Raw genomic sequence first — 21,927 nt, forward strand, 5'->3', positions numbered from 1 at the left:
GCATCCGTCGTGGTTCAGTCAAAGGGTGTTTCGGTCCACGAGCCGCAGCAGGGAGCCGGCGACGCTGCCCCGTGCGATACCCGCTGGCCCCAGCGCTTCGCCATGAGGAGTGAAGGCCTGGAACAACGGCTCGCCGAGGCCCTGCCAGCGCAGGACCGCATCCTCCCAGGCGCAGGCGCGCAGCCTGGTGCCAAACTCGCCCCAGAGACCGGGGCTGGACAGAGTCAGGGCCTGACGGCCCGGCAGCGTGCGCCGGGTGGGCAGGGCAAAGCGCAGCGGCAGCAGACCCAGCAGCGGATGCTCCAGGCCCTTGCTGTCGAGCAGGCTTTCCCCGAGCAGCATGAAGCCGCTGCCCTCGCCGTAGATATGCCGCCTGTCCGCCGCGGCGGCCTGCAGCCCTGTCCGGAAGGCTTTAGCCTGCACCAGCCTGTCGAACGTTTCCGGCGCCAGGCCGCTGACAGCGGGACTGCCGGGCAGCCAGATGACATCGGCAGTGGGGGCGGGCGCCTCGTCGGCCAGCGGCGAGAAGAAGGAGAGCTCGACGCCCTGGGCCCGCCAGGCGTCCAGCAGGTGGGGATAGAGTGGGGCAAAGGCCTCGTCTCGGGCGATGGCGAGGTGGCGCCCGGGCGCCGGCAGCCCCGGGTCCTCCGCCGGCTCCGCAGGCAGTGGCACCGGCTGCGCAAGCGCGGCCAGGGCGGAGAGGTCCAGGCTGCGCGCGACCACGGCAGCGGCGCCATCCAGGAAAGCCTCCGACGCTGTGGAGATGGCGAGTTCCGGCGTATCCGGAATGGCGCCCAGCACCGGTGCGCCGCTCGACTGCAGCGCCTGGCGCAGCACCTTCTCATGCGTGGGCCCAGCCACGCGGTTCAGGATGACCGCCACGATTGGTAGTGTGCTGCGGTGGCGGGCGAAGCCCTCGAGCAGGGGGGCGATGGAATGAGTGAGGCCCTGGGCGTCGATCAGGAGCACCACGGGCAGGGCGAGTTCCTCAGCCAGGTCCGCCGTGGCGCCCAGGCCAGCAGCATCGCCGTCAAAGAGGCCGGCACTGCCCTCGATAAGCAGTAGATCACTATCGCCATAGGCATCCGCCAGCAGCGCGGCGCGGGTTTGCGGGCGCATGGCCCAGGTATCAAGATTGTAGGCGCCACGGCCGGTCGCCCGGCTCTGCAGCAAGGTTGGCCGAGGATCGAGGCCCGCCTTGGCGCCCGCTGCGTCCCGTCCTGACTGGCAGAGGGCGTGCAGTATGGCGGCGCAGACTGTGGTCAGGCCACAGCCTGACGAGGGGGCCGCGATCACGAGACCACCCGGCTCCCTTGTGCCGGTGGGTTGGGAAGGCTGATTGGAGGGCATGCGGCTTCATAGCACAGCGGATTGGTGCCCGGCGAGAGCGATTGGCCAGGTGCGGTGGCGGCCTGCCGATGCTTGACCAGGCAGCGCGGTCTTACCATTTATCATTCAGGCGACGCCGGTTCTCGGGTCGCTCGCCACCGGCGGGCCGTAAGGGACGCGGGTGGATAGTGATGACCTTGCTCATTTCGAGGAGGCCTGATGAGTCGCGCAACCCTGTTCAATTCTCCCCTGCTGCTCGGATTCGATCAGCTTGAGCGTGCGCTGGATCGTATGAACAAGAGCACCGGGGACGGCTATCCCCCCTACAATGTTGAGCAGATCGATGATGGGCACCTGCGCATCACCCTCGCGGTTGCCGGCTTTTCCGAGGCTGAGCTCAGCGTTCAAATCGAGAACAACCAGCTGGTGATACGCGGCCGCCAGGAGCCGGAGTCGGAAGATCGGGTCTTCCTCCATCGCGGCATTGCCGCGCGCCAGTTCCAGCGGGCTTTCGTCTTGGCAGACGGCATCGAGGTGGAGTCGGCGCGCCTGGACAACGGCCTGTTACACATCGATCTGCGCCGCCCGATCGAAGAGCCGGTGGTTCGCCGCATCGATATCGAGCGCAGCGGAACCGGCAGCAAGGCCCTCACTTGAACAGATAGATCGGTTTTTTGGATGGATCGCCGCCTTGGCCGCGATGCGGGAAAGCGGCGGTCGCTCAGAGGAGTTGAATCATGCAGGACAGACTTCAAACACTGCGTCACATCTCACCGGCCGATTTCGCCAGCGTCGGCGTCAATCAGGTCGCGTACGTACGCAAGTCTGAGAATCAGGATGGCGAGCTGTACGCCATTTTCGCCGCTGACGGCACGCAGATAGCCGTGGCGGCCAGTCAGGCGCTTGCCTTCGCCGCCATCCGCCAGCACGACATGGAGCCGCTCAGTCTCCACTGACTCGCACCGCATTCGGCCCAGCCCCGCCGGTCTTCCGTGCGGGGCTGTGGCCCGGATGTGATCAGGCGGCGCGGCTGTTCGCGGGTTCAGTCAGAAGCGCGTAGATGGCATCTCGGCTGTCGCTGCCACGCAGTTTCTCGCAGACGCTGCGGTCGCGCAGCAGCCGAGACACGCGAGCCAGGGCCTTGAGATGGTCCGCCCCAGCCTGTTCGGGCGCCAGAAGCACGCACACCAGGTCCACCGGCTGCTCGTCGATGGCGTCGAAATCCACCGGGGTCTCCAGGCGCGCAAAGAGCGCGTGAAGCCGGTCGAGGTCGGCCAGTTTGCCATGCGGAATGGCAATGCCGTTCCCCACCCCCGTGGTTCCCAAGCGTTCGCGTTCAACCAGCACCTCAAAGATGGCGCGCTCCGGCTGGCGAACGACTTCGGCCGCCCGCCGCGCCAGTTCCTGCAAGGCTTGCTTCTTGCTGGTAACGCGCAGCGCCGGAATCACCCCTTCAGGGCTGAGCATATCGGCGATTTCCATTGTACGGATCCCGGCGTGCCGTTTAGCCGTCGCGATTTCCAAGAGGATCTATCCACCCAATGTTTCCGTCGTTCCGGCGGTACACCATGTTGATCCCTCCGTGCGCCCGGTTCTGGAACAGCAGCGCGGGCTGATCTGCCAGATCCATGCGCATCACCGCTTCGCCCACCGTCAGATTGGGCACCTCGGACTGCATTTCCGCGACGACCAGTGGCTGGTCGCCGTTCAGGGACTCCTTGGCGTCCGGTTCTTCAGCAGCCTCTTCCTCTGAAGCATCCTCGGGTGCGAGGATGTACTGCTGCGCCGGGAGCACGTCCGCCACTGTGGCCGGTGTACGCCCATGGTCGCGCAAACGCCGCTTATAGCGCCGGAGTTGCTTCGCAAGACGATCCGCCGCCATGTCGAAGGCAGGATGCACGTCCTGCGCTTCGCCCGTCGCCTGCAGCAGCAGGCCCCGGCCGACGTGGATTGATAAGGCCGCACGAAAGAGGAAGGCATCCTTGGACAGCGTGACGCTGGCCTCTATGGCATCGCCAAAGTACTTGTCCAGGATTCCACTCAGGCGGTCGTAGGCGTATTGACGGAAGGCATCGCCCGTATCGACATGCCGTCCCTTAACCGACAACTGCATTTATCTTTCCTCGGCTCCGAAGCCCGGCATCTCCCCTCGCTCAGGGGGGCCTGTTCGCAAGCGGCCGGACCATAGGTTCGCCCCCTCAGGGTGTCAACTCCCCCTGCCACCCCTTCGCAGGAAGCCTCCGGTCCTCTGAATATCGACCCGCACTCTGCGGGCTGCAAGCCGGAAAAAGCATAATCGACCGGTCATCCGGCTAGCCGGGCCTGACGCCGGCGTTGTCGCGATGTCGGAATGTTCATTGCTTCTCGGTATTTGGCCACGGTGCGCCGGGCGATTTCGATGCCATCCTGCTTGAGCAGGGCCACCAGGGCCTCATCGCTGAGGATTGCCTCAGGCGATTCCCCCTCGATCAGACTGCGAATCCGCTGTCGGATGCTCTCGGCCGCGTGGGCATCGCCCTCGGCGCCGGCAATCGCCGTGGTGAAGAAATAGCTGAGCGCGAAGGTGCCACGCGGACAGGCCAGGTGCTTGTTGGCGATGGCCCGGCTGACGGTGGATTCGTGCAGCGTCAGTTTCTCGGCGAGCTCACGTCGGGTGAGGGGGCGCAGTCCGGAGGCGCCCTGCTCGAAGAAGTCCTGCTGGGTGCCGACCAGTGCGTTGGCGACTCGCAGCAGCGTGTCACCGCGCTGTTGCAGGCTGCGTTCCAGCCAGCGGGCAGCCTGATAGCGTTCCGAAAGATAGTTGCGGTCGCCTGCCGTGCGGCAGCGGCGTACCAACTGGCGATAGGCGGAGGCGTCCACTCTCACCTGGATGCGGCCTTCGGGATTGAGACTTGCCTGCCAGATGCCCGTCGCATCGCGGGTCACCAGCACCTCGGGGATCAGGGTTTCGGGAGATGGCGCAGCAAAGGCGTGGCCCGGGGCGGCGTCCAGCCGGCGCAGTTCGCTCACCATCTCGTTCAGGTCGTCCACATCGACGCCACAGAGCGACTGCAGGCGCGACCAGCGGCCTTCGGCAAGCAGTGGCAGGTTGTCCAGCAGCGTCTGCATGGCCGGGTCCAGCCGGTCGAGCCGGGCAAGCTGCAGCGCGAAACACTCCTGCAGCGACCGGGCGAAGACGCCACTGGGTTCCAGCTCCTGTAGGCGTGGGACAAGAGCTTCCAGATCTGCCGGGGCGCAGCCGAGGTCCGCGGCCAGTTCAGGCAGTTCAGCGCGCAGGTACCCGTCGGGGTCCAGGGCATCGATCAGCGCTGCTGCAAGAGTGGACTCTCGTTGGCTAAGCCGTTCCAGTCGGAGCTGCTCCAGGAGGTGCTCGCGCAAGCCGACGTCTGGCTGCGGGAGGTGTTCCAGGGACCAGTCGGACTCCACTCCGGCGGTTGCTGGCGCGGCGCGGTCTTGGGGTGACCAGGGCTCCTCGTTCCGGTACTCGTCCCAGTCCGACCAGTCCGGGGGCTGTTGCGATGCCTGCTCCGTGGGCAGTGTCTGCACTGCTTCGAGTCGGTCACCTGCCTCGCCGGCATCGGACAGATCCTGGGCCCGCTCGAGCAGAGGGTTATCGACCAACTCCGCGTCGACGAAGGCTTCCAGTTCGCTCTGGGAGAACTGCAGCAGTTTGATCGCCTGCTGCAGGCGCGCCGTCATGGCCAGGCTTTGCGTGGGGCGCAGAACCAGGCTGTGACGTGGCGGCATAGGGGCGATCAGCGGCTGAAGCGTTCGCCCAGGTAGACCCGGCGCACGTCGGGGTTCTCGACGATCTCGTCCGGCCGCCCTTCCATCAGCACGCGCCCGTCGTGGATGATGTAGGCGCGATCGACGATATCGAGGGTCTCGCGGACATTGTGATCGGTGATCAGCACCCCGATGCCCCGATCCTTGAGGTGCAGGACCAGTTCACGGATGTCGGCCACGGCGATGGGGTCGATCCCCGCCAGAGGCTCGTCCAGCAGGATGAAGCGCGGATCAGCGGCCAGGGCCCGGGCGATCTCGCAGCGCCGCCGCTCACCGCCGGAGAGCGCCAGGGCAGGGGAGCGGCGCAGATGGGTGATGGAGAACTCGTCGAGCAGTTGTTCCAGCCGCTGCCGGCGCCAGCCGCGGTCCTTCTCGACCACCTCCAGCACGCTGCGAATGTTCTGCTCCACCGTCATGCCGCGGAAGATCGAGGCTTCCTGAGGCAGGTAACCGATGCCGAGCCGTGCGCGCCGGTACATGGGCAGGTCGGTCACGTCCTGCCCGTCCAGTGCCACATAGCCCGCATCCGGCGCCAGCAGTCCCGATATGATGTAGAAACAGGTGGTCTTCCCCGCGCCGTTCGGCCCGAGCAGACCGACCGCTTCGCCGCGGCGCAGGCGCAGCGTCACATCGCGCAGCACGATGCGCCCGGAGAAGGACTTGCCGATGGATACGGCTTCCAGACCGCGTGCCTCCGGCACCGCGCGCGGCAAGGGCGTTACCTTGGCGTCCGTGCCTTGCGGGCTGTGCAGATCGGGTGTCACTCGCTCTCCCCTTCAGCAGCTTCGTCCCCCGGCGCATCCTCGCCGGGCAGGTCATCTTGGGACAGCAGGCCGCGGACCGGCGTTCCCTCGCCGGCAAGCAGCCGGCTGACGCCGGTGCGCAGGTCGATCTCGGCCCGTTCGCCATTCAACTGCGTCTGGCCACGTGTCACCTTCACGTCGCCGTCCAGCACGGCTGTCTGCTCTGCAGCGTAGTAGACCCCGCGCGCACCCCGGGCAACGACGCTGTCGCTGCTCACCTCAATACCGCCTTCTGCCTGGACCTCGACCAGGCTGTCGCGGCTTGGACCGTCTGTGCCGGAAAAACGCGCGGATATCACATCACCACGCACTTCCTCGCCTTCAGCCGGCCGCCGCAGCACGGCGTTGCCGCGCGCCACGGCTAGGGGGCCGCCCTCGGCCGCCTCGAAGTACTCCAGGCTTTCCTCCGCCGTGACCTCTTCCGTATCGGTCTCCAGGCGCAGATCGTCCCCGGTGATGCGAAACGACCGTTCCTCAACATAATAGATTGCACGGTCGCCGGTCACCCGTTCATTGGCGGTTTCGACGATGACGCCGCCGATGGCCTCCACCCGGATGATGCGTTCCTGCCCCTCGTCGTCGCGGCGATAGTGCGCCGCAAGCACCTGGGCGCGGACCGTCATGTCGTCCCGGCGGGCCACGGCGTTGCCTCGGGCAAGGTAGACCTGCTCCTCACGCTGCCACTCAATGCCTTCCTCGGCGGTGATCTCCAGGGAACCGCCATCGCTGAAGGTGGCCTGCGCCAAGGCCTGCCCGGCCAGGAGGAGGGAGAGGCACAGCCCGAGCAACAGCCTCGCAGGCGCACGTATCATGGCAGGTCCCCCTCTTGTGGTTCTTCATACAGTAGTAGTCGGGACCGGCCGGTAAAGACAACCTTTGCCCCTCGTTCCTCGATTCGGAAGCCCTCGGAGGCGATATGACCGACCGGGCCCTGACCCTGCACGGGATCGTGACCCTCAGCCCGGCCGCCCGGGATGTCGAGCCAGGCGCTTTCGGTTACCACCTCGAAGCCCTCGTCGTGGAACAGCGTGACCTCCTCCGCCAGCTGCATCAACTGATCTTCCCGGTCATACACCCCCCGCGCCGCGGTGATAGCCACCCAGGATCCGTCGGAGAGCGTCAGATCTCCTTCGGGACGATCGAGCCGGACGAAGCGCTGGTCTTCGGTGGCAAAGTCGGCGGTGGAGGCGGTGACCGTGAAGGGCCGGCCCTGTCCGTCCAGTCCCGCAAAGCGGGGCGCGATGACGCCTGCCGAGAGATCGACCGCGCCGTCTTCGCGTTGAGCGGCCTCAGGCGGCTCGTCCAGAGGATCGGAGCGCAGCAGGGGCAGCGCCACCAGGGCGGCAATCACCAGTGCGCCGATCGTCGGGACCACGAGCTTGCCCAGCGCAACCAGCCGCCGCCGCCCCATGTCATGGGGCTTGGGGCGGTGGGGGGCGGGGGGCGTCTCTGCTGACATGGCGCGGCTGTTCAGGCGACACCCTCGCGCAGCAGGTCGTGCAGGCGCACCAAGCCCACCGGCCGTCCACCTTCCTCGACGAAGAGGCAGGTGACGCGCTTGGCGTTCATGATCTTGAGGGCTTCGGCGCCCAGGGCGCCCGGATGAATGGTGATCGGATGCCCGGTCATCACGTCGCCCGCCGCTTGGGCAAGCAGGCGGTCACCCATGTGGCGGCGCAAGTCGCCGTCGGTGATGACCCCGGCCAAGGCGCCGTCCTCATTGAGCACGCCGACGACGCCAAAGGTTTTCGCGGTCATAAGAAGGATGGCTTCACTCATCGGCGTATCGGGGCTGCATACCGGCATCTCAGCCGGGCCATGCATCACGTCGATGACCCGCACAAGGCGCTTGCCGAGGGCGCCGCCCGGATGGAAGACCTTGAAGTCTTCCGGCGTAAAGCCACGCCGCTCAAGCAGCGCCACGGCCAGCGCATCCCCCAGGGCAAGAGTGACCGTGGTGGAGGTGGTGGGCGCCAAGCCCATGGGGCAGGCTTCCTCAACCGGCGGCAGCAGCAACAGCACGTCGGAGGCTTCCGCCAGGATGGAGTTCTGCTTGGCGGTGATGGCGAGCAGGGGGATCTCGAAGCGCCGGCTGTAGGCGATCACCGAACCCAGTTCCGGCGTGTTGCCGGAGTTGGACAGGGCGATGATCGCATCCTTGCGGGTGATCATGCCCAGGTCGCCGTGGCTGGCCTCGGCAGGATGGACGAACTGTGCCGGTGTGCCGGTGGAGGCAAGCGTGGCTGCAATCTTGCAGCCGATGTGCCCGCTCTTGCCCATGCCGGTGACGATGACACGACCCTGGACTGCTTGCAGGACGTTCACACCCTGCACGAAGGCCTCGCCCAGGGACTGGGAGAGGGTCTCAAGCCCGCGAGCTTCCGTTGCCAGCGTGCGCCGCGCCGATTCCAGGTCGGCGGCAGCCGTTCCGGCGGCAGCCGTTCCGGTGGCTGGGGCGCCAGCCTGCTCTGCATAGTTCATTGTGCTCATGTACATCTACCGCTCGAGTTCCGAGGCAGCGCCTTGCCCATAGCCTTTTGCGAAAGGCTGTACGGACTGCCGCCCAGGCTTTTCTTAGGTGGCTCGCACCACAGCAATGACAAGACGTTTGACGATTCGCTTAAACTATCCGGTCAAAGGCAAGCGCGAAAGTGCCGCTTAGAGCCAATCGTCTCAGATCGGATTCGCGAAGCGATCCGAACAGAGACGTGAATCGGCTCTATCTCTTTGATGTAGACCGATCCGGTCTAGCCCCGTACCGAATATGCCGCAGCCGGTTCTCGTGCGGTCTCAGTGGGCGAAGAGGTCGATCTCGTCCCAACCTGCCAGGTCCAGCCGGGCGCGCGTGGGCAGGAAGGTGAACATGGCCTCGGCCAGTTCCCTGCGACCCTCGCGCTCCAGCATCTCGTCCAGCCGCTGGCGCAGCGCGTGCAGGTGCAGCACGTCGCTGGCAGCATAGCGCTGCTGCTCCTCGGTCAGTTCGGCGGCGCCCCAATCGGAAGACTGCTGCTGTTTCGACAGCGAGACCCCCAGCAACTCATTGCACAGGTCCTTGAGGCCGTGGCGGTCGGTGAAGGTGCGCACGAGCTTGGAGGCGATCTTGGTGCAGTAGATGGGGGCTGCGGTGACTTCGAGATAGCGCTCGATCGCAGCGACGTCGAAGCGTGCGAAGTGATAGATCTTGGTGACCTGAGGATCGGCCAGCAGCCGGCGCAGGTTGGGGGCTTCATAGCCGCCACGGAATTGCACCAGGTGGGCATTCCCGTCGCCGGCGGAGAGCTGGATCAGGCACAGGCGGTCGCGCTGCAGGTTGAGGCCCATGGTTTCGCAGTCCACCGCAACGGCCTCCCCGAAAGTGAGATCCGCGGGCAGGTCGTCTTGATGGAGCGTAACGGTCACGAAGCGCGTTCCTTCCGGCAGCCCTCGGGCACTGATCCGAGGCGCGGCAAGACAATAAGGGCGCGCAGCGGGCTGTCAACGGCGGCTCCGCCGCGGTATATAGCGCGGCACGAGCGCACCGGAGCGGCACGCAGGGGTGGGCATAGCCCGTATCTCGGACGGCGCCGAATGCGAAGGGGCCGCAAGGCCGGTTGCCATCCGACGCCGTGCCGGTGAGATGCCGGCCAGGGAAGAGGAGTCGAGAGAGAATGCTAAGTCAGCGCTGTGTCACGGTTTTTGGCGGATCCGGATTCATCGGGCGTTACGTCGTGGCGCGCCTGGCCGATCTTGGATGGACCGTGCGCGTGGCGGTGCGCCGACCGGGCCGGGCCGAGTTTCTCAAGCCCCTGGGGGACGTGGCCCAGGTGGTGCCCCTGCGCTGCAATCTCACCAACGATGCCGAGGTGCGCAACGCTGTCGCCGGGTCCGATGCCGTGATCAACCTGGTGGGCATTCTGCAATCTCACGGCAAGCAGAGCTTCGATGCGGTGCATGTTGAAGGCACGCGCTCGATCGCGCGCGCCGCGGCCGAAGCCGGCATCACGCGCTTCGTTCAGATCTCCGCGCTGGGTGCCTCTGCCGACTCCAGCTCCGACTATGCGCGCTCCAAGGCCGAGGCTGAGCAGGCGCTGCTGGAGATCATTCCCGAGGCGGTGGTGCTGCGCCCCTCGGTGGTCTTCGGTCCGGAGGATTCTTTCTTCAATCGCTTTGCCTCCATGGCGCGCTTTTCGCTGGTGCTGCCGCTGATCGGTGGCGGCAAGACGCGCTTCCAGCCGGTCTACGTGGGCGATGTCGCCGATGCTGTCGTCGCCGCTCTGACCCGGCGCGATGCAGCCGGCAAGATCTATGAACTGGGCGGGCCCAAGGTCTACACCTTCGAAGAGCTCATGCGCCTGATGTTGGGCGTCATCGAGCGGCGGCGCTGCCTGGTCTCCCTGCCCTGGGGGCTGGCGAGCCGCATGGGCGCGGTCTTTCAGGCGCTGCCGGGAGCGCCGCTCACCCGCGATCAGGTGGAGCAGTTGAAAAGCGACAATGTGGTCGAGGAAGGCCGTCCGGGTTTTGCCGAGTTGGGGATCGATCCCCATACGGTGGAAGTGATTTTGCCCACCTACCTCGATCGCTATCGCCGTTTCGGCCGCGCCGCAGGTCGCCTGTCCCCGGGTGGAAGTTGAGCGATCCCACCGTGCAGCGCCAGGGGTCCCCTGACGCGCCTCCCCAGGGCGACCCTCCCCAGGGCGACCGGCCCGATGGTGGCCCGGCGCTGAATCTGCCGCCGCTCATCGGCGCCTTCCTGGTGATCCTGATAGCGATCACCGCGGTTTTGAACTTTGCTGGTCGCCAGTTCGAGTTCGAGATGATCGTTGACTTCGGGCTGTACCTCTTCATCGATGGGCAGTTCCAGTGGCAGCGGCTTTACAGCCTGGTTACCAGCGTTTTTCTGCACGACGGCTGGCTGCACCTGCTCTTCAACGGCCTGTGGATCGCCACGCTGGGCACGCTGATCCATCGCGTCCTCGGCAATCTGGGCTTCTTTCTGCTCTTCTTCGCGTCGGCAATAGCCGGGGGGCTGGCCTACAGCTTTGTGCACTGGGGCGAGACGGCGGTGGCCATCGGCGCATCGGGCGGCGTGTTCGGGCTGATTGGCGCCTTCGGTCACCTTGGCGTGGCCCGACCCTGGCAGTCTCGCTCGGCGCGTCTGCGCAGCCTGCTGGCCTTTACCGCAGTGATGATGGCCCTGAACCTGGCCTACGCCTATATCGGCTCGCCGGGCGCCGAAGCCGGCCGGATCGCCTGGGAAGCCCACGCCGGCGGCTTCCTGGCCGGAATCCTGCTGCTGCCGCTCTTCATCCGCATGCAAAGGCAGCGGCGGGAAGTGGCTTAAGAAAGCTTTGGGCGGAATCATTTCGTAAGCATTGCGCTAACGAAAGCTTCCTTTCTTAACCTCCTTGGTTGCCCAAGGCCTTGCTCCTGACCTCTCAGAGCACCAGCCCGCGGCGGATCAGCAGCAGGCCCATGATGACCATGACCGCCAGCACGACCCGGCGGAAGAGTTCCTGGGGCATCACGCGGCGGAGCCGCTGTCCAGCAAAGACGCCCAGCATGACCGGCAGGACGCCAAGTGCCGAGAGCAGGATCTCGTCCCAGCTCACGATGTCGCTGGCTGCCAAGGTGCCGTAGAGCGGCACCCCGCCCAGGAAGAAGACCAGGGCGAGCGCGACGATGAAGAGTTCCTTGCCCAGGTGAAGTGCCACCAGGTAGAGCACGATCGGCGGGCCCAGGAAGCTGGAGACGCCGCCCAGAAGCCCCGAGCCGAAGCCGACGGCGACGCCGGTGCCCCGCTCGAAGCGCGCGCTGATCATCAGGTTACCGCCAAAGAGGTAGATGAAGCCCAGGAGGGTCACCATCGTCCCCAGAATCAGGTAAAGGCTGCGCTCATCCAGAGTGATGAGCAACTGGGCACCCAGACCCACGCCCAGCATCATCGCGGTCAGCAACGGCCAGAAGCGCTGCAGGGCCTCGACCAGAAGACCGCCGCGGGTGGCCTGGTAGCAGTTGGAGACCAACACCGGAACGGCCAGAACGAAGATGGCCACGGGCACTGGCAGGAGATAGGTCAGCAAGGGGACCGACACCAGCGGCAGCCCCAGGCCGATCACCCCCTTGATCCAGCCACCCAGAAACAGGATCCCGGCAACGGCCAGGAGAAACTCGATATCGTTCAGGTATTCCAATGCTCAGCGCCCCTTTTCGGCGGCGGATCATGCCGCCGAAAGCGGGGCGCAGCCACCCCAACAGGCGCAGCCCTGCCTTGCGTCAGGCTCGCCGCCGCAGCTCCGCTGAGGGGATATCGACGCCCGTTGGTTTGCCGGGGATACTGTCCAGCAGCATCCGCGCGCTGGTGATGCGCTCCACACCCTCGGCCAGGGCCCCTTGCGCCGCGTCTCCTTCGGCGTGCAACAGGCAGAGTCCGGCGGGCGTCGGGGGAGGGAACACGGCGCGCAGGCGCCTGAACATACGCCGCGGGTGATGCAGCGAGACCGGAGAGATGTAGCAGATCAACAAGCGATCCACGCGGCCAGGCTCCAGGTCTGCCAGTGCACGCCGTGCGACCGCGCGCGGTGAAACAACGGCCACCCGAGTGCCGCGGCGCTGCAGCAGCCGGCACAGCAGATTGGCGGCGGCCTCATCGAGCTGGTGGCGCGCGGCCACCAGCAGGCAGAGCCCGCCGTCGCCTGCGGAAGCTGCCGTGGGGATCGCTTCTGCCGGCGCTCCCCCCTGATCCACGATCAACTCGTCCAGGATCTCGACCAACGTGCTGCCGATTTGCTCCTGCTGGGCAGTCGACAGGGCGCCGCGCCGCCGGTCCTGTTCAGCCAAGGCCAGCACGGAAAAGAGCACCTCATCGCAGAGGACTTCCAGTTCCATGCGCTCGGCCAGTTCCTCCGTCAGTTCCTCCACTTCCTGCTCATCACCGGCCAGCAGTCGCTGATAGAGCTTGATCTCCGGCGGCAGGGCCGGGGCGCTCCCGAGCAGGATGTCGAGGAAGGACAGATGCGGCACGTGTCGGCCGAGCACCACCAAGCAGACGGTAAGCGGTGTGGCCAGCAGCAATCCCACCGGCCCCCAGAGCGTCACCCAAAAGACCGCACCGGCAATAATGGCGATGGAGGACAGTCCCGTGCTGGAGCCGTAGAGCCAGGGCTCCATGACATTATTGGAGAAAACCTCCAGGACGATGAGCAAGGCGATGGTCATGAGCACCATCGACCAGCCCGGATCCACGGCAAAGGCCAGCGCAATGGGCATGATGGCGCTGATGATCGGCCCAGCATAGGGAATGAAGCGCAGCACCGTGGCGAGAAGGCCCCAGAGCAGGGGATTGGGCACGCCGATCACCCAGAGTCCCAGGGCAACCGGTATGCCATAGGTGACGTTGATGATCAGGTGCATCAGGAGGTAGCGGCTGACCCGGGAAGCCGCGTCATCGATGGCCGCGGTGGTGCGGAGCACATCCTCGGCGCCTGCTAGGCGAATCACCCGGTCGCGTAGGTCCTCGCGTTTCAAAAGCATGAATACGACGAGCACCAGCACCAGTCCGGCCGTGGCCAGAGGCTTGAACAGAGGTCCGGCGATGGACTTGACGGTTTCCCAGGCCGATTGTGGCTGCGGCGCGATGCGTACCACCGAAGGCCCTTGCGCCTCCTCCGAGCCCTCCTCGCTGGCCTGAGAGGAGCTCCCGGTGGGTGTGGGACCAGCCGGGGCCGGCGGCGATTGCGCCTCCTCGCCGTTCCCGTCAGGTGCGGCCTTGCGCTCGATCTCTTCGCCCACCTGGCGCAGGGTTTGGAAGGCCCGTTCGAAGCCGCTGTCGGCTGGCAGGGACACGTCGATGTTGCGGATCTTGTTGCGCAGTGTGTATTCGTAACGCGGTAGGTTGCTGGCGAGATCGCGCAGCTGATCGGCAACAACGCCGAAAATGCCTGCTACGATCATGAAAGCCACCGTGACCACCAGCAGAACCGCCAGCAGGCGCGGCAGGTAGATGCGGCGCAGCAAGCGGACCAGCGGTGCGAGCACGAAGGACAGCAGGACCGCCACGGCCAGGGGGATAAAGATATCCTGGCCGAAGTGCAGCGCAGCGATGATGGCGACGGCGAAAAGCAGAATGGTGCGCGGGTCAACGCCCCGCCGCACAGGTTCAGTGCCCCGCGGACGTCCCGTTCCGCCGTTTCCTGTCATGCCTGCCGCCGAACGCTCAGCCGCCATAACCCTCCCCACGCACGCGCGGTTTCCGGGCCGTCTGGCGGCCGCGGGACATCACTCGCTGAATGATCTCACCTTCCGGCAGAAGGAGTGCCAGTGCAAGCAACCACACGGTGTCAGTTTTAGGGCATCCGGTTCTGCCCGTGCGGTGTGCTGGGCCTGTGACCTACTCGATGCGCAGGGCCACCCACTGATACTCGCCGTTGCGCCGGATCAGCAGGGTTATGACGCGGTAGCCTTCTTCGCGCGCCTGCACCAGGTGATCGCGCACCTCTTCGGGCGTTGTCACCGGCTCCTGATCCATTTCGGCGATCACATCGCCCGGCCGCAAGCCGCGTTCAGCGGCCGGGCTCATGGGTGCGACGTCAATGACCACCACGCCCGCCGCATCGGGCTCGAGCAGGAAACGCTCCTGCAGTTCTTCCGTGATCGGGCTGAGCGTCAGGCCCAGATCCTCGATGCTCTCTTCGCTCGCCGGTTCCTCACGGGGCTGGGGCAGGGCGGCGACCACCTCTTCGTCCAGCAGTCCGAGGTCCACGAAGAGGGAGACTTCCTCGCCACGGCGCCAGATCACCACCTCCACACTCTCGCCCACCGGCGTTTCCGCGACCATGCGTGGCAGGCGCCGCATTTCGGTGACCGGACGTCCATTGAAGCGCAGGATGACATCACCCTGCTCGATGCCTGCTTCGTCCGCCGGGCCACCGGCAACGACCGAGGCGACCAGCGCCCCTTCGGTGTCCGGCAGGCGCATGCCCTCGGCCAGTTCGTCGGTGACACTTTGCAGATGCACACCCAGCCAACCGCGGCGCACCTCGCCGTACTCCCGCAGGCTGGCGATGATGCTGCGGGCCATGGTGGAGGGAATAGCGAAGCCAATCCCGATTGACCCTCCCGAAGGTGAGAAGATCGCGGTGTTCACGCCGATGACAGCACCGTCGAGGTCGAAGGTCGGGCCGCCGGAGTTGCCGCGGTTGATCGAGGCATCGGTCTGGATGAAGTCGTCGTAGGGGCCGGCGTTGATGTCGCGTTGGCGGGCGGAGATGATACCGGCGGTCACCGTGCCGCCGAGGCCGAAGGGGTTGCCGATGGCCAGCACCCAGTCGCCGACCCGGGCTTTGTCGCTGTCACCCCAGCGGGCATAGGGCAGGGGCTCGTCCGCCTCCACCTTGAGCAGCGCCAGATCGGTTTTATCATCGGTGCCGATCACCTCGGCGGCCAGAGGTCGATTGTCGGCGAGGCGAACAGTGATCTCGTCAGCACCGTCAACCACATGGTGATTGGTGACGATGTAGCCGTCGGGGTCGATGATGAAGCCGGAACCGAGAGAGGCTTGCCGGCGTTGCGGCAGGGAGGGCAGGCTCTCGCCGCCGCGGCGTTCGAAGAACTCCCGGAAAAGGTCCTCGAAGGATTCCGGCCCGCCACCGCCCTCGACCACCTGGCTGGTGGAGATGTTCACCACTGTGGGCAGAAGTTCCTCGGCCAGGTCGGCGAAGCTGTCCGGGGCGCCGCGCGCCTGCGCCGGGGCTGCAATACAGGACAGAATGAAGCCGAGCAGCGCAAGGCAGGTGAGCGCCGAGCGAAGGCCTGCCGTGCAGGATCGCTTAGCGGATGGTGCTGCGAATAGAGGGGTGGATGGGAACTGCATTACGCGCTTCTTGCCTCTCCTGTGCGCTGGCGAGCCGGCGTCTCGGACCTTGCTTTCGACAAGTGTAGCGCCCCGCCGCCCCCGGAGGAAGCTTCGAGCAGGTCGCGGTCATTCTGAACCGCAAGGTTCGTGATTGAGCGCGTGAATTCGAAGAGGATTCAAGGGCGTATCGCTGCTCCACGCGAGCAGTCGGATCATCAAATGAACCCGATTGAGTGTGGGTGGCTCGGAATTGCTGTGCGAGCGCTCATCCGCGCAACAGCCACACAAAAAAGGTGCCGAGCGCCATGGCCGCCAATCCGCCCGTTCGCAACACCGAGTGAGGCACTTGGGCCAGCAGCAGGAGCACGCGCTGCGGCACATTGGGAGCGAGTGCCAGCATCAGGCCCTCGATCACGAGAACGAGTGCCAGGGCGGTGAGCAGGTCAGTCATGCTCCCTCCCTGGCACGCGCTCCCGACTTGGGCAAGAGCCGGCTCTTGGTTTCAGGTCTACTCGGCGGGCGCCGGTGCCGATTCCTCCAGGAGCGGAGCCCGCTGGGCCGCCTGCGGTGCGTTCGCACCGCCCGCCTGATTGAAGTAGCGGAAGAAGTCGTTATCCGGCGGCAGCACCAGCAGCGAGTTGTCGCCGTCGATGGCTTCCACATAGGCCTGCATGGAGCGATAGAACTCGAAGAACTCCGCATCGCGCCCGAAGGCTTCGCTCAGCGTGGTGGTCCGTTCAGCTTCACCCTGACCGCGCAGGATCTGTGATTCACGGGTGGCTTCCGCTCGGATCACCGTGGCTTCGCGATCGGCACTCGCGCGAATGCGCTGGGCCTGTTCGAAACCCTGGGCACGGAACTCGGCCGCTTCGCGTTCGCGTTCCGACTGCATGCGGTCGTAGACCGCCTGACTGGTCTCGTCTGGTAGGTCGGATCGACGAATGCGCACGTCGACGATCTCGATGCCGAAGCGTGACACCTCTTCGTTCACCTGGTCACGAATGCTGTTCATGATGCCGACGCGTTCTTCCGACAGCACTGAGGCCAGGGTCACGTTACCCAGAACACCACGCATCGTGGCGTTTACGATTGAACCGAGCCGGCTGGCTGCCGTCGCTTCAGTGCGCACCGCCTGATAGAAGCGCAGCGGGTCAGAGATGCGGTAACGCGCGTAGGAATCCACCAGCAGCGGCTTCTGATCGGTGAGCAGCACCCTCTGGGTCGGCGGGTCAAGGTTCAGCACCCGCCGCTCGTAGTAGAGGACGTTCTGAATGAAGGGGATTTTGAACTTCAGTCCTGGCTCGGTGATAACACGACGCGGTTCACCGAACTGCAGCACCAAGGCTTGCTGGGTCTGCTGCACGGTAAAGAGCGAGGCCAGCAGCAAAATGAGGCCGCCGCCGAGCAGGATCGCGAGCGGGACGAGGAAACGTGCTTTCATCAACTTACTCCCTTCCCCGGCCTCAACGGCTCTGGCCGTCGGATGACTGGGGCGCTGTCGGCATGCGGCGCTGCAGTTCGTTCAAGGGCAGGTAGGGCACGATGCCTTCGGTGCCGTTGCCCAGGATCACCTTGTTCGTGCCGCTCATCACCTCCTGCATGGTTTCAAGATACATACGCCGCGTGGCGATCTCTGGGTCCTGCTGATAGGCCTCATAGACACTCACGAAGCGCTGCGCCTCACCGATTGCCTCGTTGATGATCCGCTCGCGATAAGCGTTGGCGTCTTGAATGATCTGCTGCGCTTCGCCTCGGGCGCGCGGCAGGATGTCGTTGCGATAGGCCTCGGCCTCGTTGCGCAGTCGGTCGCGATCTTGAAGCGAACGCTGCACGTCGTTGAAGGCGTCGATCACCTGGGCTGGGGGCTGCACCTGCTGCAACTGAACCTGGGTGATCTCGATGCCGGCCTCGTACTCCACCAAAAGCGACTGCAACAGTTCGCGGGTGTCCAACTCAATGTTCTGACGCGATTCGGTCAGAGCGCGCTGGATGTCGGTGCGGCCGATGATCTCACGCATCGCCGCCTCGGCCGCAGTCTTCACCGTCGCCTCGGGGTCGCGGATGTTGAAGAGGAACTGGCCGGCGTCGGCGATCTTCCAGAAGACCGCGAAATCGATGTCGATGATGTTCTGGTCGCCGGTCAGCATCAGGCTTTCTTCCGGCACATCCTGGGTCGTGCGACTGGCCCCGCTGCCGGAGCGGTAGCCAACGTCGATCGAGTTGATGGCCTCGACCGAAGGCGTGAGGACCGTCTCGATGGGATAGGGAAGATGCCAGTTCAGACCGGGCTCGGTGGTTTGGACCCAGGCGCCAAAGCGCAACACCACACCCTGCTGGTCAGGCTGGACCCGATAAAAGCCCGAGGCAAGCCAGAGCACCAGGATGATGGCGATGGCGATCAACACGCCTCGTCCGCCGCCGAAACCACCAGGAACCACGCCTTTGAGCTTCTCCTGGCTGCGGCGGATCATGTCTTCCAGGTCAGGGGGACGCTGGCCGCCGAAGCCACCCCCGCCACCACCACCGCCGCCGCTGCCGCCGGTGCCTCCTCCCCAGGGGCCGCCCGTATTTCCGGAACCGCCACCTCCCCAGGGGCCGCCGCCACCGCTGCCGCCGGATTGCCAAGGCATATGTTAACTCCCCAAATTCCTGCTGCTGGTAACCCGGCTGCTGTACAAACGGGCGGGTGTGATCCTATATCAGGCCACAGAGCCGAGCACACGCATCCTCTAGTGCCGGACGTCCCGAAGATATTGCCCGCGGGAGGGGGAATTCAAGCATGACCGGACCGAGCGAAGCCCAGATTCGCAGCGCCCTGCAGAAGGTCCGAGATCCGGACAGCGGCGAAGATATTATCAGCCGCGATATGGTGAGTGGCCTCGTGGTGCGCGACGGCAACGTCGGCTTCGCGATCGAGGTTGATCCCCGACGCGGGGCGCAGATGGAACCGCTGCGCAAAGCGGCCGAGCAGGCGGCTGGCGAAGTGCCCGGTGTGCTGTCGGTTACGGCAGTACTTACCGCCCAGCGTGAAGGTGGCTCCGCGGACCAGGCAGCGGCTCAGGGCGGCGGCGCATCCGCAGGCCCTGCACAGCAGCAGGCCCAGGGGCCGGGCGCGCGCCGCGCGATGGTGCCCGGTGTGAAGCACATCATCGCCGTCGCCAGTGGCAAGGGTGGCGTGGGCAAGTCGACGACCGCGGTGAATCTTGCGCTTGCGCTTGCCAGCCTGGGTTGGCGTACGGGCATGCTGGATGCGGATATCTATGGGCCGTCGCAGCCTCGCATGATGGGCATTGCTGGCCGCCCCTCCTCGCCCGATGGTAAGACCCTGCGGCCGATGGAGAACTTCGGTGTGAAGTGCATGTCCATGGGCTTCCTGGTGGCCGAGGATACGCCGATGATCTGGCGCGGCCCCATGGTGCAGTCGGCGATCTCGCAGATGCTACGCGACGTGGACTGGGGCGAGCTCGACGTGCTGGTGGTGGACATGCCGCCTGGCACGGGCGATGCCCAGCTCACCATGGCGCAGCAGGTGCCGCTGTCCGGCGCTGTCATCGTCTCGACGCCGCAGGACATCGCCCTGATCGATGCGCGCAAGGGGCTCAACATGTTCCGCAAGGTGGACGTGCCGGTGTTTGGCATCGTCGAGAACATGAGCCTCTATGTCTGCCCCAATTGCGGACATGAAGCGCACATCTTCGGCCATGGTGGAGCCGTGCAGGAAGCGGAAAAGCTGGGGGTCGACCTGCTGGGCGAGATCCCGCTCGACATCGAGATTCGCGAAACCTCCGATTCCGGCCGGCCCATTGTCGTCACCGTACCGGACAGCCCCCATGCCCAGGCCTATATCGCCATTGCGCAAAAGGTGAAGGCAAAACTCGAGGGCGCACAGCGCGCCGCGCCGCGCATCGTCATGGAGTAGGCGGATCGCTGCGGCCACCGGTACCGTCGCAGCAGCTTACAAAAGAAGCACCCCAGGGCCTCCTGTCAGAAGCCCTGGGGTGTTTTCGTTGCGCTACCTGAAGCTCAGGCTCAGCCCGAGTAGTACATCTTGAACTCGATCGGGTGCGGGGACTGTTCGAAGGCATAGACCTCCGCCCACTTCACCGCGAGGTAGCCCTCGATCTGGTCCTTGTCGAAGACGTCGCCGGCCAGCAGGAAGTCGTGGTCGGCCTCCAGGGCCTCCAGCGCCTGGCGGAGCGAACCGCAGACCGTCGGCACTTCCTTCAGTTCCTCCGGCGGCAGATCGTAGAGGTTCTTGTCCATGGCGTCGCCCGGATGGATCCGGTTCTGGATGCCGTCGAGGCCAGCCATCAGCATGGCGGTGAAGGCCAGATAGGGATTGGCGAGCGGATCGGGGAAGCGGACCTCGACACGCTTGGCCTTGGGGCCGGCGCCGTAGGGAATGCGGCAGGAGGCCGAGCGGTTGCGCGCCGAATAGGCGAGCAGCACCGGGGCCTCGAAGCCCGGCACCAGGCGCTTGTAGCTGTTGGTGCTGGGGTTCGTGAAGGCATTGAGCGCCCGGGCGTGCTTGATGATGCCGCCGATGTAGTAGAGCGCCGTTTCTGAGAGACCCGCATAGCCGTCGCCCGCGAAGAGCGGTTTGCCATCCTTCCAAAGTGACTGGTGCACGTGCATGCCTGAGCCGTTGTCGCCATAGACCGGCTTGGGCATGAAAGTCGCGGTCTTGCCATAGCTGTGCGCGACATTGTGCACCACGTATTTGTAGACCTGCATGTTGTCGGCGCACTTCACCAGGGAATCGAACTTTATGCCCAGTTCGTGCTGGGAGGGCGCCACCTCGTGGTGGTGCTTCTCGACGTTCACGCCCATCTGCTTCATCACCGAGACCATCTCGGCGCGCAGGTCGGTGCCGCTGTCCACCGGCGGGACTGGGAAGTAGCCACCCTTGATCCCCGGGCGGTGGCCCAGGTTGCCTTCCTCCATCTTGGCCCCGGACATGTAGGGGCCTTCCTCGCTGACGAACTTCACGAAGGTGTGGTTCATCTCCACGCTGAAGCGGATGTCGTCGAACACGAAGAACTCGGCTTCCGGGCCCACCACTGCAGTGTCGGCGATGCCCGAGGCTGCCATGTACTTCAGAGCCTTGCGGGCGGTGGTGCGCGGGTCGCGGTTGTAGGGCTGGCCGGTGACGGGGTCGAGAACGTCACAGGTCAGGATGAGCTGAGGCTGGGCGGCAAAGGGATCCATCACCGCGGTGCTGAGGTCGGGCTTCAGCGCCATGTCAGATTCGTTGATCTCCTTCCATCCGGCGATGGAGGAGCCGTCGAACATGATGCCTTCTTCTAGCAGGTCTTCGTCGACCGTGTCGACGTGCTGGGCGATATGCTGCCACTTGCCCTTGGGGTCGGTAAAACGGAAGTCGACGTAGGAAACGTCGTTGTCCTTGATCATCTGGAGAACGGTCTTCGAGTCCGACATTGGCGGCTCCGTCCTTTCTGGCTGTCTAGCTCTTGGGGTTTTGTTGAAAGTTCCGGCGAAAAGAGGTCCGGGGGTAAGCGCGCCGCTTCGCGGTCAGACCGCGTCGGGGCCGCGTTCGCCCGTGCGGATGCGTATGGCTTCATCCACGCTGGAGACGAAAATCTTGCCGTCGCCGATCCGTCCGGTGCGAGCGGTTTCCATGATCGCTTCCACGGCTCGCTCCACCAGGGTGTCGTCGACCACCACTTCGATCTTCACCTTCGGCAGGAAATCAACGACGTACTCGGCGCCCCGGTAGAGCTCGGTGTGGCCTTTCTGCCGTCCAAAGCCCTTGGCTTCGGTGACGGTGATGCCCTTGATCCCGACCTCGTGCAGGGCTTCCTTCACTTCGTCGAGTTTGAAGGGTTTGATAATCGCTTCGATCTTTTTCATGGCCCAACGTCGCTGTGTCATTCACGGGGAGCGGTCGCCCGGCGTGCTCCTGCCCAACATAGATGCAAGATGCGTGCCAATGTGCCGAACGAGACGAAGTCAGCCGTCTGTCGGACTGTGACGCAACTGACTGCCTGCGAAGGTAGCAGCCTGCTCAAGGAATGGGCAATGCGCCTTCTGAGAAGCTGAGGACCTCTAACAACCGGGTTTGATGTTCTGAAGCAGCCAAGCCGCGCCGTGCTTCAGTATTGCGCTCGCCTTACCCTGCAGCCTCGGCGGGGCTATGGAGGTCGGCGGTCCTCTCTGTCG

The 21,927-nt window shown here is 65.2% G+C and carries 22 protein-coding genes; 5 read left to right on the forward strand and 17 right to left on the reverse strand.

Annotated elements, in window-relative coordinates; genetic code table 11:
- Nucleotides 1–18: 18 nt before the first annotated feature.
- Nucleotides 19–1,296: a cobyrinic acid a,c-diamide synthase CobB gene (locus P2G67_RS08875; protein ID WP_275822147.1), complete on the reverse strand. Its 1,278-nt coding sequence runs from the start codon at nt 1,294–1,296 to the stop codon at nt 19–21.
- A 252-nt stretch (nt 1,297–1,548) separates the two neighbouring features.
- On the opposite strand from P2G67_RS08875, the gene P2G67_RS08880 reads away from it, so the two are divergent.
- Together P2G67_RS08880 and P2G67_RS08885 are read left to right on the forward strand one after the other, a co-directional pair.
- The gene (locus P2G67_RS08880) at nt 1,549–1,986 is read left to right on the forward strand and encodes an Hsp20 family protein (RefSeq protein ID WP_275822148.1); all 438 of its coding nucleotides are present in this window, start codon (nt 1,549–1,551) and stop codon (nt 1,984–1,986) included.
- An 80-nt stretch (nt 1,987–2,066) separates the two neighbouring features.
- Entirely contained in the window at nt 2,067–2,285 is a 219-nt protein-coding gene (locus tag P2G67_RS08885; RefSeq protein ID WP_275822150.1) for a DUF1150 family protein, read from the forward strand.
- A gap of 61 nt (nt 2,286–2,346) precedes the next feature.
- On the opposite strand, the gene ptsN is transcribed toward P2G67_RS08885, so the two are convergent.
- The 8 genes from ptsN to P2G67_RS08925 all read right to left on the reverse strand — a co-directional run bounded on the left by ptsN (nt 2,347) and on the right by P2G67_RS08925 (nt 9,317).
- The gene (gene ptsN / locus P2G67_RS08890; RefSeq protein ID WP_275822152.1) at nt 2,347–2,811 is read right to left on the reverse strand and encodes a PTS IIA-like nitrogen regulatory protein PtsN; all 465 of its coding nucleotides are present in this window, start codon (nt 2,809–2,811) and stop codon (nt 2,347–2,349) included.
- A 22-nt stretch (nt 2,812–2,833) separates the two neighbouring features.
- Nucleotides 2,834–3,442: a ribosome hibernation-promoting factor, HPF/YfiA family gene (hpf, locus tag P2G67_RS08895; protein ID WP_275822155.1), complete on the reverse strand. Its 609-nt coding sequence runs from the start codon at nt 3,440–3,442 to the stop codon at nt 2,834–2,836.
- Between the two features lie 191 nt (nt 3,443–3,633).
- Nucleotides 3,634–5,076: an RNA polymerase factor sigma-54 gene (gene rpoN, locus P2G67_RS08900; protein WP_275822157.1), complete on the reverse strand. Its 1,443-nt coding sequence runs from the start codon at nt 5,074–5,076 to the stop codon at nt 3,634–3,636.
- An 8-nt stretch (nt 5,077–5,084) separates the two neighbouring features.
- Nucleotides 5,085–5,828, reverse strand: coding sequence for an LPS export ABC transporter ATP-binding protein (gene lptB / locus P2G67_RS08905; protein ID WP_275822208.1), 744 nt, complete (start codon nt 5,826–5,828; stop codon nt 5,085–5,087).
- Between the two features lie 47 nt (nt 5,829–5,875).
- Nucleotides 5,876–6,730, reverse strand: a complete 855-nt coding sequence (locus P2G67_RS08910; protein ID WP_275822159.1) for an LptA/OstA family protein — start codon at nt 6,728–6,730, stop codon at nt 5,876–5,878.
- Entirely contained in the window at nt 6,727–7,377 is a 651-nt protein-coding gene (gene lptC, locus P2G67_RS08915) for an LPS export ABC transporter periplasmic protein LptC (protein WP_275822161.1), read from the reverse strand. The genes P2G67_RS08910 and lptC overlap by 4 nt, the downstream gene beginning before the upstream one ends.
- A gap of 11 nt (nt 7,378–7,388) precedes the next feature.
- Nucleotides 7,389–8,399, reverse strand: coding sequence for a KpsF/GutQ family sugar-phosphate isomerase (locus P2G67_RS08920; RefSeq protein ID WP_275822210.1), 1,011 nt, complete (start codon nt 8,397–8,399; stop codon nt 7,389–7,391).
- 309 nt (nt 8,400–8,708) lie between these two features.
- A complete protein-coding gene (locus P2G67_RS08925) occupies nt 8,709–9,317 on the reverse strand; it encodes a ribonuclease D (protein WP_275822162.1) in 609 nt (202 codons plus the stop codon).
- A gap of 248 nt (nt 9,318–9,565) precedes the next feature.
- Here P2G67_RS08925 and P2G67_RS08930 point away from each other — a divergent pair, with 248 nt between their 5' ends.
- On the forward strand, nt 9,566–10,528 hold the full coding sequence (locus P2G67_RS08930) for a complex I NDUFA9 subunit family protein (protein ID WP_275822164.1): 963 nt from the start codon (nt 9,566–9,568) through the stop codon (nt 10,526–10,528).
- The gene (locus tag P2G67_RS08935) at nt 10,525–11,238 is read left to right on the forward strand and encodes a rhomboid family intramembrane serine protease (RefSeq protein ID WP_275822166.1); all 714 of its coding nucleotides are present in this window, start codon (nt 10,525–10,527) and stop codon (nt 11,236–11,238) included. Before P2G67_RS08930 ends, P2G67_RS08935 begins: the two co-directional genes overlap by 4 nt.
- 94 nt (nt 11,239–11,332) lie before the next feature.
- On the opposite strand, the gene P2G67_RS08940 is transcribed toward P2G67_RS08935, so the two are convergent.
- The 6 genes from P2G67_RS08940 to hflK all read right to left on the reverse strand — a co-directional run bounded on the left by P2G67_RS08940 (nt 11,333) and on the right by hflK (nt 18,377).
- Nucleotides 11,333–12,088, reverse strand: coding sequence for a sulfite exporter TauE/SafE family protein (locus P2G67_RS08940; RefSeq protein WP_275822168.1), 756 nt, complete (start codon nt 12,086–12,088; stop codon nt 11,333–11,335).
- A gap of 82 nt (nt 12,089–12,170) precedes the next feature.
- On the reverse strand, nt 12,171–14,048 hold the full coding sequence (locus P2G67_RS08945; RefSeq protein WP_275822170.1) for an AI-2E family transporter: 1,878 nt from the start codon (nt 14,046–14,048) through the stop codon (nt 12,171–12,173).
- Nucleotides 14,049–14,283: 235 nt separating this feature from the next.
- On the reverse strand, nt 14,284–15,765 hold the full coding sequence (locus tag P2G67_RS08950) for a DegQ family serine endoprotease (RefSeq protein ID WP_275822172.1): 1,482 nt from the start codon (nt 15,763–15,765) through the stop codon (nt 14,284–14,286).
- 247 nt (nt 15,766–16,012) lie between these two features.
- Nucleotides 16,013–16,198: a DUF2065 family protein gene (locus P2G67_RS08955; protein WP_275822174.1), complete on the reverse strand. Its 186-nt coding sequence runs from the start codon at nt 16,196–16,198 to the stop codon at nt 16,013–16,015.
- A 57-nt stretch (nt 16,199–16,255) separates the two neighbouring features.
- The gene (gene hflC / locus P2G67_RS08960; protein WP_275822176.1) at nt 16,256–17,188 is read right to left on the reverse strand and encodes a protease modulator HflC; all 933 of its coding nucleotides are present in this window, start codon (nt 17,186–17,188) and stop codon (nt 16,256–16,258) included.
- Between the two features lie 22 nt (nt 17,189–17,210).
- Entirely contained in the window at nt 17,211–18,377 is a 1,167-nt protein-coding gene (gene hflK, locus P2G67_RS08965) for an FtsH protease activity modulator HflK (protein ID WP_275822178.1), read from the reverse strand.
- 149 nt (nt 18,378–18,526) lie between these two features.
- Between hflK and apbC the strand changes: the two genes are divergently transcribed.
- The gene (gene apbC / locus P2G67_RS08970) at nt 18,527–19,666 is read left to right on the forward strand and encodes an iron-sulfur cluster carrier protein ApbC (protein WP_275822180.1); all 1,140 of its coding nucleotides are present in this window, start codon (nt 18,527–18,529) and stop codon (nt 19,664–19,666) included.
- A gap of 110 nt (nt 19,667–19,776) precedes the next feature.
- On the opposite strand, the gene glnA is transcribed toward apbC, so the two are convergent.
- Together glnA and P2G67_RS08980 are read right to left on the reverse strand one after the other, a co-directional pair.
- A complete protein-coding gene (gene glnA / locus P2G67_RS08975) occupies nt 19,777–21,186 on the reverse strand; it encodes a type I glutamate--ammonia ligase (RefSeq protein ID WP_275822182.1) in 1,410 nt (469 codons plus the stop codon).
- A gap of 93 nt (nt 21,187–21,279) precedes the next feature.
- The gene (locus tag P2G67_RS08980) at nt 21,280–21,618 is read right to left on the reverse strand and encodes a P-II family nitrogen regulator (protein ID WP_275822184.1); all 339 of its coding nucleotides are present in this window, start codon (nt 21,616–21,618) and stop codon (nt 21,280–21,282) included.
- Nucleotides 21,619–21,927 lie beyond the last annotated feature (309 nt).

Source organism: Aquibaculum arenosum (assembly GCF_029222965.1).
In the GTDB taxonomy this organism is placed as follows: Bacteria; Pseudomonadota; Alphaproteobacteria; order Kiloniellales; family DSM-21159; genus Aquibaculum; species Aquibaculum arenosum.

Excerpts from the sequence above, each read along its gene's own strand:
- P2G67_RS08920 (WP_275822210.1), bottom strand. The coding sequence starts at position 8,399 with ATGAACTATGCAGAGCAGGCTGGCGCCCCAGCCACCGGAACGGCTGCC.
- P2G67_RS08950 (WP_275822172.1), bottom strand. The coding sequence starts at position 15,765 with ATGCAGTTCCCATCCACCCCTCTATTCGCAGCACCATCCGCTAAGCGA.
- apbC (WP_275822180.1), top strand. The coding sequence starts at position 18,527 with ATGACCGGACCGAGCGAAGCCCAGATTCGCAGCGCCCTGCAGAAGGTC.
- hpf (WP_275822155.1), bottom strand. The coding sequence starts at position 3,442 with ATGCAGTTGTCGGTTAAGGGACGGCATGTCGATACGGGCGATGCCTTC.
- glnA (WP_275822182.1), bottom strand. The coding sequence starts at position 21,186 with ATGTCGGACTCGAAGACCGTTCTCCAGATGATCAAGGACAACGACGTT.
- P2G67_RS08980 (WP_275822184.1), bottom strand. The coding sequence starts at position 21,618 with ATGAAAAAGATCGAAGCGATTATCAAACCCTTCAAACTCGACGAAGTG.
- P2G67_RS08885 (WP_275822150.1), top strand. The coding sequence starts at position 2,067 with ATGCAGGACAGACTTCAAACACTGCGTCACATCTCACCGGCCGATTTC.
- P2G67_RS08910 (WP_275822159.1), bottom strand. The coding sequence starts at position 6,730 with ATGATACGTGCGCCTGCGAGGCTGTTGCTCGGGCTGTGCCTCTCCCTC.
- ptsN (WP_275822152.1), bottom strand. The coding sequence starts at position 2,811 with ATGGAAATCGCCGATATGCTCAGCCCTGAAGGGGTGATTCCGGCGCTG.
- rpoN (WP_275822157.1), bottom strand. The coding sequence starts at position 5,076 with ATGCCGCCACGTCACAGCCTGGTTCTGCGCCCCACGCAAAGCCTGGCC.
- hflK (WP_275822178.1), bottom strand. The coding sequence starts at position 18,377 with ATGCCTTGGCAATCCGGCGGCAGCGGTGGCGGCGGCCCCTGGGGAGGT.
- lptC (WP_275822161.1), bottom strand. The coding sequence starts at position 7,377 with ATGTCAGCAGAGACGCCCCCCGCCCCCCACCGCCCCAAGCCCCATGAC.
- P2G67_RS08880 (WP_275822148.1), top strand. The coding sequence starts at position 1,549 with ATGAGTCGCGCAACCCTGTTCAATTCTCCCCTGCTGCTCGGATTCGAT.
- P2G67_RS08930 (WP_275822164.1), top strand. The coding sequence starts at position 9,566 with ATGCTAAGTCAGCGCTGTGTCACGGTTTTTGGCGGATCCGGATTCATC.
- hflC (WP_275822176.1), bottom strand. The coding sequence starts at position 17,188 with ATGAAAGCACGTTTCCTCGTCCCGCTCGCGATCCTGCTCGGCGGCGGC.
- P2G67_RS08955 (WP_275822174.1), bottom strand. The coding sequence starts at position 16,198 with ATGACTGACCTGCTCACCGCCCTGGCACTCGTTCTCGTGATCGAGGGC.